This is a genomic window from Micromonospora sp. LOL_014, assembly GCF_048060245.1.
Taxonomy (GTDB): domain Bacteria; phylum Actinomycetota; class Actinomycetes; order Mycobacteriales; family Micromonosporaceae; genus Micromonospora_E.
The window spans coordinates 224,981-236,769 of the sequence record NZ_JBHMIP010000005.1; the positions used below are offsets into that span (position 1 = coordinate 224,981).

An 11,789-nucleotide genomic window follows, 5' to 3' on the forward strand; every position below is an offset into this window, starting at 1 on the left:
CCGGCCTGCTCCGTACGGTAGTTTCACGTTCGAGCCGCTCCCGGGCGGCGGATAGGAGTCGGGTCGTGGTCCAGGCATACATCCTCATCCAGACCGAAGTCGGAAAGGCACGCGACGTCGCCGACGCGATCGCGGACATCTCCGGCGTGGTCCGGGTGGACGCGGTGACCGGGCCGTACGACGTGGTCGTGCTCACCGAGGCGCACACCGTGGACGAACTCGGGACGATGATAGTCAGCCGGGTCCAGATGGTGCCGGGCATCACCCGGACCCTGACGTGTTCGGTGGTACGACTGTGACAGGTGGGCCGGACCGGACGACCAGGCAGGCGGCCATCTGGGCGACCGTGGTGGCGTTGCCGTTGACCGTGATCGTGGCGCTCGCCGCGTTCAGCCGGCTCGCCCCGGCCGGGTCCGACGACGACCCCGGGGCCGCCGCGGACCCGTCGGCGTCGGCGTCCGCCGGTGTCGCGCCGGTGCCGACCACGCCGGTGCAGATCGCCGCCCCGACGCTGGACGAACGCGCCGAGATCGTCTGCCGGGCGCTGGTCTCCCAACTGCCGGGTACGCTGCGCGACCTGCCGCAGCGGCGGGTCACCGACGGCGCCGAGCAGAACGCGGCGTACGGCGAACCGCCGATCACCGTCGCCTGCGGGGTGCCGGCGGCGCAGTTCCCACCGACCGACCTGGTCTACGCGCTTGACGGGGTCTGCTGGCACGCCGCCGAGCAGGCCGACGCCACCGTCTGGACCACCGTCGACCGGGAGATCCCGGTGCGGGTGAGCGTGCCCGGCTCCTACGACGAACCGGGCCAGTGGGTGACCGCGTTCGCCGACCCGCTGATCGAGACGGTGCCCAGCGACGCGGACGCCGCCCCGCGCGGCTGCCGCGCCTGACTCTGGGTCCGGTCCGAATCCGGTCCGGTCCGCTCCTCTGGTCCGGTCTCGGTCCCGGCGGTCGGTCAGCGCAGCCCGGTGCCCCGGCTGAGCGCGGTACGGATCAGCCGGTCCACCAGCTTCGGGTACTCCAGGCCGGCGGCCGCCCACATCCGCGGGAACATCGACGTCGGGGTGAACCCCGGCATGGTGTTGATCTCGTTCAGGTAGATCTGGTTGTCGTCGGTGACGAAGAAGTCGACCCGGGCCAGACCGGCGCAGTCCAGCGCGGTAAAGGTGCGGCAGGCGTAGTCCTGCACCTGCCGGGTCACCTGCTCCGACAACCCGGCCGGGATGTCGTACTCGCAGGAGTTGTCGAGATACTTGGCCTCGAAGTCGTAGAACTCGTGGTCGGTGACCACCCGTACCTCGGCCAGCAGGGACGCCTCGGGGCCGCCGCCGGCCTCGCCCTCGATCACCCCGCACTCGACCTCACGGCCGACGATCGCCGCCTCGATCAGCACCTTCGGGTCGATCTCCCGGGCGGTGGCGACGGCGGCGTCCAGGTCGGCCCAGTCGGAGACCTTGGTGATGCCGTACGACGAACCGGCGCGCGACGGCTTGACGAACACCGGCAGGCCGAGGCGCTCCTTGTCGGCGTCGCTGAGGCTCACCCCGGGGCGCAGCACCGCGTACGGGCCGGTCGGGATGCCCTCGACGGTGGCCAGCTTCTTGGTGAACTCCTTGTCCATCGCGGCGGCCGAGGCGAACACCCCGGCCCCGACGTACGGGATGCCGGCCATCTCCAGCAGCCCCTGGATGGTGCCGTCCTCGCCGTACGCGCCGTGCAGCGCCGGGAAGACGACGTCGACGCCGGCCAGCGCGGCGGCCGGGCCGTCCGCCGGGTCCAGCACCATGATCCCGTTGCCGGTCGGGTCGGCGGGCAGCACCACGGCCGAGCCGGACCGGTCGGTGATCTCCGGCAGTTGCCGGTCGGTGATGGCCAGCTGGCTGCCGTCGCCGGTGGTGAGCACCCACCGCCCGGCGCGGGTGATGCCGACCGGAACGATCTCGTACTCGTCGGTGTCCAGGGCGGCCAGGATGCTGCCGGCGCTGACGCAGGAGATCGCGTGCTCGGTGCTGCGGCCGCCGAAGACGATGGCGACGCGGGTCTTGGCTGGGCTGGTCACAGGGGTGCCTTTCGTTCGCGGCCTGCACGCGCCCGCCGGGCGAGGTCGGGGGAGCCCGGCGGTACGCGGTTCACGTCTTCGCGCTCACGCGGCTGACCCTACTCTGCGTACCCGCCTGCCGGGCCCTGACCGGCCCGGGATCCTCCTGATGATGCAAGGAGTAACCGCCGGGTAGCTGAGGACCCGGGACCCGCGTTCGTTGGGCGGCGGCCTACCGGTGGTCACGCGTGGGCGAGCCCGCCCGCCTTCGCCCCGTCGACGAAGGTCGACCACGTGCCCGGCTCGAACCGCAGCACCGGGCCGGACGCGTCCTTGCTGTCCCATAGCACCGGCATTGCCTTTGAGCAGCGACGCGACTGGACATCCGAACAAGGGAAATGATGGGTCCAGGCTCGCTACTGGGGACGATTCCATCACGGTTACGACGACCGATTAGGGCCCGCCCGGTTCTGAGGGGCCTCGCCCCAGCAACAAACAGGGGAAACCCGACGTCCCTGCAAGGGCCCGGTTCTTCGCCCCAAACACGCAGTTGACGGTATCGGTCGCGCCGGCCAGACGCGTGTGCCCCTCATCACGATCTACCCACCATTATGGACTACTGCACTTCCTAGATAACCAGAGGGAAAGCTGGCCGAGATCTGGGCCGACCCGCGCTACTGGTACCTACACCCGCAGATTCGGAACACCTATCTGCACAAGCCTGTGAACGACCATCACGTCGGCGTCAACATGCCAAACAACCCCCGTCACTACCGGATGTAAAATAGGTCGAGAAACTTGACCAGTCCGCAGGTCGATCCCAAACCCTGTACGACTTTCACTCTAAGGTTTCATCGGGATAGTACAAGTCACGAGTGCGCATTTTTCCCGTAGGTCGAATATCCCTTGAATCATAAACGACGACGTGGTCTTCACCATCAAGAATTATTGCATAACTACCACCCTCGTCGAAATTCTCCGATACGCCAACCACCGCCCCAAGTCGACCATCTTGCCCAGTCTGCTGCGGATCCCGGACGACAACAATTTCCGAATAGAAAGGAATTCGACCATTACCCATCACGATTCACCCATTTCGCATTTCATCGATAACAAAGTGCCAACTCGGGCTACCCATCAGAGCAACCGCACCGAAAAGCGATACCGGTCACCACATTCCATCGCACCACCAACCACCTTCGCAGAATAAGCAACATGCCAACCAAGACCACACTCGCCCCAGCCATACACCCAATCCCCAATACTACCCCCTAGTGCGTTGTCCATGAACGTTCACCGGGTCGGCGACACGCCGGGCGGCGTCCGCTGGTAGTCGCTGGTCACGGCTCACTCTCGACGGCGGTGATATTGGCTGTCGAGAGTGAGGTGGCGGGGTGGCCGAGCCGGTACGGGCACGGCGGTTGACGCAAGAAGAAGGCCGTAAGCTGCAACAACTCGTCCGCCGGGGCAAGCACGATTCGGTCCGGATGCGGCGGGCGCTGATCATCATGGCGTCGGCGTCCGGGACACCGGTCCCGGCGATCGCCCGGCTGATCGCCGGTCACGAGGACACCGTCCGCGACGTGATCCACGCGTTCAACGAGATCGGTCTCCGCGCGCTGGACCCTCAGTGGGCGGGAGGCCGTCCCCGCCGGATCAGTGACGACGATGAGGCGTTCATCGTCGCGACGGCCAAGGCCCGCCCGAGCACGCTCGGGCGGCCTTTCACCTGCTGGAGCCTGCGTAAACTCGCCGACTACCTGGCCACCGACGCCACCCGGACGGTGGACGTGGGCCGGGAACGGCTGCGGCAGATCCTGCGACGTAACGAGGTCAGCTGGCAGCGGACCCGGACCTGGAAGGAATCGACGGACCCGGACCTCGACGCCAAACTCGACCGGATCGAGGAGGTGACCAGCACGTTCCCCAACCGGTGGCGTCCGGACCGGCTGCCGGCGACCTACCGTCGCACGCACGGCATCCGGTACTTCCACGGCTGCTACAGCCTCGGCGACGACCAGCTCTGGGGTGTCAACCGCCGCCGCAAGGGCGCGGACCACACCCTGTCCGCGTTGAAGTCGATCCGCGGGGCGCGGCCGGACGGCGCCCCGATCTACGTCGTCCTGGACAACCTGTCGGCGAACAAGACCCCGGCCATCCGGGCCTGGGCGGCTCGCAACGGGGTCGAGCTGTGCCTCACGCCGACCAGCGCGTCCTGGGCCAACCCGATCGAAGCGCAGTTCGGGCCGCTGCGGATGTTCACCATGGCGAACTCGAACCACCCCAACCACACCGTCCTGGCCCGAGAGATGCAGAAGTACCTGCGTTGGCGCAACGCCAACGCCCGCCACCCGGACGTGCTGGCCGCGCAACGCCGCGAAAGAGCCCGGGTCCGCAGCGAACGCCAGCACCGCTGGGGCCGTCCCCGGGCCAAGGCCGCCTGACCGATCAGACCCGGTGAACGTTCACGGCCAACGCACTAGGCATGCCAGTAGGATGCTAGTGTGTAATCCTTCCATCCAACGAAACATTCAAGTGCTTCCCGTCAGGACTCAGCCTTCTCAGCTGAGCCTTACCCGTCCTACTTAGCTGGACATCCCACTCGAATTCTTGTCCTGGAGTTCGCGAAGGGCCGCGCACCCACTCATTTCCGAATCTGTCAATATATCCACCCTTTTGGCCCTTTACTAAGCCCGAATTGACTGAGGTTCGCTTCGGCGGGACAAATCTGATTTTACCCGAAACCGGCAGTTTGGCGTTCTTGATTAGCCCCTTCACCCCACTACGCAAGACCTCAGGCAACGCCGCCCTGACAGCCGGGCCAAGTCCGGCCTCTTGGTAAATAACATACAGGGGAGCAGAGTCCGCACACCACGATGATTGACGCTCGCAAATATAGTTATATGTATAGTTTCCCAACTGCGTTTCATCGCAGATTAGAGTCAGCCAGGAGCAATAACTATCGCGAGCTCGCTGCAACATTTCGTCAAGATCAGCGGAGGACGGTGCAATTACCAACTCACCCCGTTCACCCAGCATCATAGCGCCATCGATGATGTCCTTTCGGCTCTTACTCTCAACATCACGACCACCCCCGCCCGTCGACCCCGCGCCGGAACTACCAGGGGTTTCCTTTCTACCGGACGACCCTCTCGCATCTGGGATATTTGCCGACTTTCCCGTTGTAGTGATCTTCTTCTTCCCGGATGGCGTTTTGGTGATATAGCCACGTTTCCCATTCCCGTAAGAGCCCTCTTCAAAGTAGAGGCCGGTGGGGTCGGTGTAGGTGGTGGGGTTGTTGTTGGCGTAGGCGTAGGCGTTGAGGGTTTGTGGGTCGCCGGGGTTGACGAATGGGTCGACGGAGATGAACCGTCCGAGGGTGGGGTCGTAGTGGCGCGCGCCGATGTGGGTGAGGCTGGTGGGGTCTTTGGTGCCGCCGACGAAGCCTTTGTCGTCGGGCCAGGCGGTGGGTGGGGTGCCGCGGGTGTCGCCGAAGGGGAGGGTGCGGCGGCGGGTGAGATCGAGGGTGGTGGGGTCGATGCTGATCTGGTTGGTGCCGTGGTGGTCGGGGATGAGCCAGGTGAGGCCGGTGACGGTGCGGACGGCGATGGTGGCGCCGGCGTGTTGGTAGTGGCGGGTGCCGTCGATCTGGCCGTTGCTGGCGGTGCGGCGGAGTTCGGTGTGGCCGAGGTAGAGGGTGGTGCCGGTGGTGTCGCGGCGGATGAGCCGGTTCCCTGAGGCGTCGTAGATGTTGGTGGTGTCCAGGCCGGGTTCGGTGGTGGTGGCGAGGTGGCCTTCCTCGTCCCAGGTGAGGGTCTGGGTGACGCCGTCGACGGTGCGGGTTTGGGTGTGCCCGCCGGTGGTGTACGCGTAGGTGTCGGTGCCGGTGGTCTCGCAGGTGTGGTCGACGGCGGTGACGGCGTGCGGTTGGGGGCTGCCCGGGGTGGGGTAGGTGGAGGTGGCGGTCGTCGACCCGGTCGCGGACCAGGTGGTCGCGGTGAGCCGGTTCCCGGTGGTGTCGTAGGTGAAGGCCTGTCGATAGGGGTCGGCGCCGGTGCGTTGCGGGGTGGTACAGGTCGGGGTGGTTTCGGTCCAGGCCTGGGTGAGGCGGCGGAGGTGGTCGTAGGTGAAGCATTCGGCCTGGTCGGCGACACCCGCGGTGGTGCCGGCCATCGAGGTGACGTTGCCGGCGGGGTCGTAGGTGTAGCTGGTGGTGGCGGCGTCGTTCCACGTGTCGGGGGTGGTGGGGTGTTCGGTGTCGACCTGGGAGGCGGCCAGGCGGCGGGTCGCGGTCTCGACCGGTGAGGACACCCGGATGCGGGTGCCGCCGGTGCCGAGGATGCGTTGGGCGATGCTGCCGTCGTAGTGGTAGCTGGTGGCGGAGACGAATGTGTCGGTGCCGGTGGTGAGGGTGGTGGGCAGGCCGGACGCGGTGTGGTAGCCGTAGGTGAGGGTTTCGGCGGGCAGGCCGCCGATCGCGGGCAGGCTGGTGGTCGCCGGGGTGCCGTTGTCGTGGTAGGTGTGGCTGGTGGTGTAGGTGCCGGCCAGCCCGGTCTCAGCGGCCGGGATGGTGACGGTGGCGCCGAGGGGCCGGTAGCCGTCGTCATAGGCCGTGACCGCCGTGGTGTACGCGTCGCCGCCGATGTGGCGGGTCGACGAGGTCGGCAGGCCGAGCTCAAGGGTGTCGTACGTCCACGACGCCCGCAGTACGCCGGTGGAGGTGTCGTCGCGCAGCTCGGTACGGCGGCCGAGGTTGTCGTAGCCGTACCAGAGGGTTTCGCCGCGGCCGTCGGTGGTGGTGACCAGCTGGCCGGCGTTGTCGTAGGTGCTGGTGGAGGTGCCGGCGTCGGGGTCGACGGTGCCGGTACGCCGGCCGAGCAGGTCGTAGGTGTAGGTCCACTGGTTCCCGGCCGGGTCGGTGACCGTGGTCAGCTCGTCACGCGGGTTGTAGCCGTAGCTGGTTTCCTCGTAGGCGCCGGTCGGGGACGAGCCGGTGTGCTGGCGTAGCGCGGTCTGCCTGCCCCGGCGGTCGATGATCGACGTGGTCGGGGTGCCGCCGGTGGGTGGGTCGACCGTGACCCGGTCACCGTCGTAGCCGGTCACCGTCTCCCACTGCAAGACGTTCGCCGACCACAACTGGGTACGGGTGGGCCGGCCGGCACCGTCGTACACGGTGCGGGTCTGCGACTCGATGGCGGTGTCGGCGAAGGTGACCAGGCTGCCGGTCGGCCCGGACGCGTCGTTGTAGAACGTCGACGTCTTGGTCGCGAGGCCACGGCCGTCGTACTGGGTGTCGCTGATGGTGCGTTTGCCGTCCGGGGCGGTGACCTGTGTCTGCCGGGGGCGGAGCAACCCGTCGGCGATGTCGAACGACGTGATGACGTTCCCGCTCGGCCCGAGGGCCTTGGTCTCGACGGTGGCAGGTGCGGTCAGGCTGACGGTGTACGCGTACTCGCTGTCCGGGGTCTGGCTGGTGGTGCGGCCGGGTGCCCACACGTGGGTGAGACGGCCGAGCGCGTCCTGCCAGACGGTGGTGGTCTTCCCGTTGGCGTCGACGGCGGTCGTCGGCAGCCCTCGGGTGGTGTCCAGGTTGACGGTGCTGCTGTGGCCGGCCGGATTCGTCGTGGTGACCGCGCCGAGCAGGTCGTTGTTGTTGTGGGTGTATGTGGTGGTGGTGATCCGGTCCAGCGCGTCACCGGAGGAGATGGTCCGGCCCAACGTGTCGTAGCTGGCGGTGGCGGTCTTCACCCAGTTCGGGGTGCTGCCGGTGTACGAGGCGAGTTGCTCGACACGGGTCACGTCGCCCCGCACCGCATCACACGCCGAACAACCCAGTCCGAAATACCCTCAAAAGTTCGGATAGACAACGAATAGCACCAAATGCCTGGCACAAAACTGCTATACCTGATCAAGAACGGCCCGGCAGAGCCGGGCCGCGCACGCGCTGCAGCCGTTCCGGCCCCGCGCGCACGCCCACCACACCAAGAAGCAAGATCACGGTAAGAACCGCCGAGCCGAACCGTCGGCCGGGGCCTCGACGATCGCCCAGGGCCAGCACCCACCGCCGAGGCTCCCAGTGATCGGCCGCACCGCTATGCGGCACGCCAGCCAAGATCTGACGTCCGACCACGACGCAGAGACACTACATCGATTGCCTCGGATGTATACCTCGCCGTTGACGGCAACGGTGACGGCAACCCGAGCAAACCCCGACAGCCGCCGACACTCTCCCATCACGCACCGTTATGGTCGGTAAGTGCCGACACTTCGGACTCGATGACTCCGCGCTAATCAGTCGATCGCCGTTCTTGATCAGCAAGGCCACCAAGCTCCGACACCATACGCCCCAGGGCCGCCACATATGACCGATAGTCACCAATCGATTGGCGATCCTCATCTGTCACCGGCTCGATCTGATCGAGCGACGACCCCAGTGAACTCACTTCAAGAATAAGTTGATCGAGATTTGGAACATCTTGTGCACGCATTCGACCATCATGGACCTTAGATGCATATCCAGCGATGTGCCCATCAATGGTTAGAAGCAGGGAGTTCCAATCTTGCAACTCCACTAGTTGTGGATAGGCCGGATAAGGCACGGATCGGAACATCATGAAGGCGTGCCGGAAGTCAGACGAATCAGTCATGCCAGGTCACGATCTTTCCGTCCTTGGTATAGATTCCCTCGCCTCCGCGGAAACCACCTCTGATCTTCCATCCTTCGCTGCCATCTCTCAGTTTCCAAGGAATACGATCTCCTTCGGGAGTTCTAGCCCACAGATTCTTCGCCTCATCTGTGTATTCGGCTAGCGTTCTCCCCTTACCATGCTTACCGACGTGATACGTTGCCGATTCTTCAGCGCTTCCGAATGTTCCAGGCGACCAAGCGTCCACCGGGCCGCACGGTCCCGTGTTGTGTACGAGGACTGGCGTGTTGCCGGCTAGCACATAGTAGGTGTGAATACCGGCAACCGTCAAGTTGTAGACGGTGGCAATATCAAGAGATCTCTCAACGTGGAGAACCGCTGGCGAAGATCTACCGTTTGTCCGGAGCGCTTCGCCCTCCTCCAAGTCCTCGGCATCAATCCATTTACCGCCCGTCACACTCCAAACGGGATGATCTGCAGTAGCGACGACAGAACCTTCACGCTCGCCTGTCGACTGTGACTTGACAGCGACCCGGACAAGATGCTTGATGCCCGATCCGACTATAACCGCCGTCACCATTCGAGCCGCAGTTACGCCACTCTCGGGATCAGTGGCGAGGACTTCATCCCCAACATTTACATCGGAGATCTTTTTGGTGGAGCCGTCCGCCATGAGAACTTCGGTCTTGGCAGCGAAGCTGTTTTTGCAGGCGCTCAAGTTGATCCGATGACCGGTACCTATACCGCCACCAGCACCCCGCCTGCGACCGCCACCGACCCCACCAGGCATACCAAACATTCCGTGCACGACCCCGACGAGGAGTATGTTGTCGTCCTCGACCTTGATTCGGAAGTCGGTATCACAATGCCCTCTATCGCAGATGTGCCGCAGGACCGCGGTGGCTTCCAGGTCAGTCATCGCAGGATCACAACTCAGGAAATTCCCGCAGGCAAAGTCGAAGTTGCACGCATGCTGGTCTTGACAATGTTCTTCGAGATAGCCAATAAGCTCGGCCGGACTAGGTCCACCAGAAGGAAGCGGATAACCATTCAGAAACGTCTGGCCGAAACCATTAGCCTCAACTTTATATCTAGGATTGAGAACATAAACAACCTTTTGAAACATGTGGTCTGGAGCATTTTTTGGCGTATAATCATCAACCCTGTATGTTCCATCCTTTTCCTTCTCGCGATACGACCTGACGTGCCCAGCATTATCGCCGATAGCGTAGAGCCCTGTCGGGTCAGAGAAGGTGACGGGGCTGTTGTTCGCGTAATTGTATCCGTGCCACTGTTGCGGCTCTGCGAAATCCTGGACAGGGTCAACACTGGTGAACCGGCCAAGCTCGGAGTCATACTCGCGTGCTCCGATGTGAATGAGCCCTGTCGGATCGACATCGCCGCCAACGAAACCCTTGAGGTTCGGCCAGCTCGGTGCGCTGCCCCGAGGCATACCGTACGGCGTCTGCCTGCGACGCGTGACCGGCTGCGTGCTGGACGAGGTGACGGCTATTGACTGCGTCGACTGGTGGTCACCAACCAGCCAGGTCAGACCAAGCCCGTTCCTCATCGCATAGACACCGTCAACGTACGTGTAGTAGCGGTCGGCGGTGGTCGACCCGGTAGAGGTGTTGTACCGAACCTCCATGTTCGGCAGGTAGAGCGTCTTGCCCGCACCATCCCGCCTGACCAGACGAGTCCCATCCGCGTCGTAGACGAAAGAATGATCGTCACCGGGGTCGTCAACCTCCGACAACCGACCCTCGGAGTCCCAGTCCAAGACCTGCGTGCCAGACGTCGGGCTCGGTCGTGTCGCGGTGTTGCCAGCAGAGTCATAGGTGAAGGAGGTCGAACTGCTGCCGCCGGGACCGGTGGTCGTCACAGACAGAAGGGCATGCGGCTGGCTACCACCAGCGGCCGGGTAGCTGTATGACCGGACGGTGTCCCCACCTGCCGCGTGCAAGACCTCCGTCAGTCGGTTCCCAACACTGTCGAACGTCCAGGACAGCCAGTATGGCGCCGGCCCCCCGAGCGACCCTACGCTAGGCGACTCGGCACAATCACCGTTGCCCGGCGTCCACGCCTCGGTCAACTGGCGGAAGTAGTCGTGCTCAAAACACTGCGTGTCAACAGCGCCACCAGTGGAAACATCGGCAATCTTGGTGATGTTGCCGGCAGGGTCATAGCTGTAGGTAACGTCCGCGATCTGCTGGGGAACCACCTGGCGGTTGGTACTCGCCTGAGTCAACCGGCGGGTCACGTCATCATAAATAAATGCCCGCTCGACGAATGCTGTTGACTCCGGCTGATAAACAATCAGTGCAGGATCACCGAAAGGTGTGTACTCGGTATTGGCCACGTACTGATCGGACACGCCGATAGCGACTCTTTCTGCAAGTCCGGTGACGGGGTCGTACTCGTACTTCAGGTTCTCGGACGGCAGGCCCCCCTTTGCTGGGTAGTAGCTTGAGGCCAGGCTGCCGTCGGCGTGATAGGTACGCCGGAAGGTGTAAGTCCCAGATAGCCCAGTCTCACTAGACGGTATAACGTAGTCCTCGCCCATCGATTGATAGAAGGCGTCGTAACCACGAGTGCGGATCGTGTATGCGTCGTCGCCAATCCACCGGCTAGCCGTGTACAGCAGCCCTTTGGCCGTGCCAATCGTATCGTACGTCCACGTCGCACGCCGGTTCGTGGTCGAGATAGTGTCATCGTACACACCAACCTTACGTCCGAGCACGTCGTATTCGTATGCGAGCACATCGCTGTTGGCATTGGTACTTTGGGTCAAATCGCCATAGTCGTTGTAGACACGAGTGCTCACACCTGCGTCCAATGCTGCGTAGCTTAAGTTGATCTTGGGGTGTGGCCTGCGGTTGTGTGGCTGCTGTCGGGTGGTTCGGCGTGGCGGGCTGCGTGCCGACGGGGTTGGCTGTTCTGATTCCGGGTCATGTCGGTGGATGCGGTGGTGCGGCCGGACCAGGTCACGCTCGGGGTGTTGATTTCGCGGGTGTCGCGGGAGGAGGTCGACGCCGCGGTCGAGGTGTGCGGGGTGCGGGAGCAGCGGTCGGACGGGAAGTTGCCGGCGCATGTGGCCGT

General features: G+C 64.2%; 8 protein-coding genes. 3 read left to right on the forward strand and 5 right to left on the reverse strand.

From position 1 onward, the window contains the following. Positions 1-65 precede the first annotated feature (65 nt). Positions 66-299: an Lrp/AsnC ligand binding domain-containing protein gene (locus ACFHW1_RS06975; protein ID WP_123600471.1), complete on the forward strand. Its 234-nt coding sequence runs from the start codon at positions 66-68 to the stop codon at positions 297-299. Then, entirely contained in the window at positions 296-895 is a 600-nt protein-coding gene (locus tag ACFHW1_RS06980) for a DUF3515 family protein (protein ID WP_416568492.1), read from the forward strand. The genes ACFHW1_RS06975 and ACFHW1_RS06980 overlap by 4 nt, the downstream gene beginning before the upstream one ends. 65 nt (positions 896-960) lie before the next feature. Here the strand turns inward: ACFHW1_RS06980 and ACFHW1_RS06985 are convergent, their stop codons facing one another. After that, on the reverse strand, positions 961-2,064 hold the full coding sequence (locus tag ACFHW1_RS06985; RefSeq protein ID WP_416568493.1) for a D-alanine--D-alanine ligase family protein: 1,104 nt from the start codon (positions 2,062-2,064) through the stop codon (positions 961-963). 221 nt (positions 2,065-2,285) lie between these two features. Continuing rightward, positions 2,286-2,393 carry a DUF397 domain-containing protein gene (locus ACFHW1_RS06990; RefSeq protein ID WP_416615088.1) on the reverse strand — a complete coding sequence of 36 codons (108 nt, stop codon included), beginning with the start codon at positions 2,391-2,393 and terminating at the stop codon, positions 2,286-2,288. Positions 2,394-3,437: 1,044 nt separating this feature from the next. On the opposite strand from ACFHW1_RS06990, the gene ACFHW1_RS06995 reads away from it, so the two are divergent. Continuing rightward, a complete protein-coding gene (locus tag ACFHW1_RS06995; protein ID WP_416568495.1) occupies positions 3,438-4,487 on the forward strand; it encodes a helix-turn-helix domain-containing protein in 1,050 nt (349 codons plus the stop codon). A gap of 55 nt (positions 4,488-4,542) precedes the next feature. Here ACFHW1_RS06995 and ACFHW1_RS07000 read toward each other — a convergent pair whose 3' ends face one another. The 3 genes from ACFHW1_RS07000 to ACFHW1_RS07010 all read right to left on the reverse strand — a co-directional run bounded on the left by ACFHW1_RS07000 (position 4,543) and on the right by ACFHW1_RS07010 (position 11,514). Then, positions 4,543-7,842, reverse strand: a complete 3,300-nt coding sequence (locus ACFHW1_RS07000) for a polymorphic toxin type 17 domain-containing protein (protein ID WP_416615089.1) — start codon at positions 7,840-7,842, stop codon at positions 4,543-4,545. A 488-nt stretch (positions 7,843-8,330) separates the two neighbouring features. Next, positions 8,331-8,690, reverse strand: a complete 360-nt coding sequence (locus ACFHW1_RS07005; RefSeq protein ID WP_416568582.1) for a hypothetical protein — start codon at positions 8,688-8,690, stop codon at positions 8,331-8,333. Then, entirely contained in the window at positions 8,683-11,514 is a 2,832-nt protein-coding gene (locus ACFHW1_RS07010) for a polymorphic toxin-type HINT domain-containing protein (protein ID WP_416615091.1), read from the reverse strand. The genes ACFHW1_RS07005 and ACFHW1_RS07010 overlap by 8 nt, the downstream gene beginning before the upstream one ends. Between the last annotated feature and the right edge of the window lie 275 nt (positions 11,515-11,789).

Bases quoted from the DNA above. Each gene is read 5' to 3' on its own strand.
- ACFHW1_RS07005 (WP_416568582.1), bottom strand. From the start codon at position 8,690: ATGACTGATTCGTCTGACTTCCGGCACGCCTTCATGATGTTCCGATCC.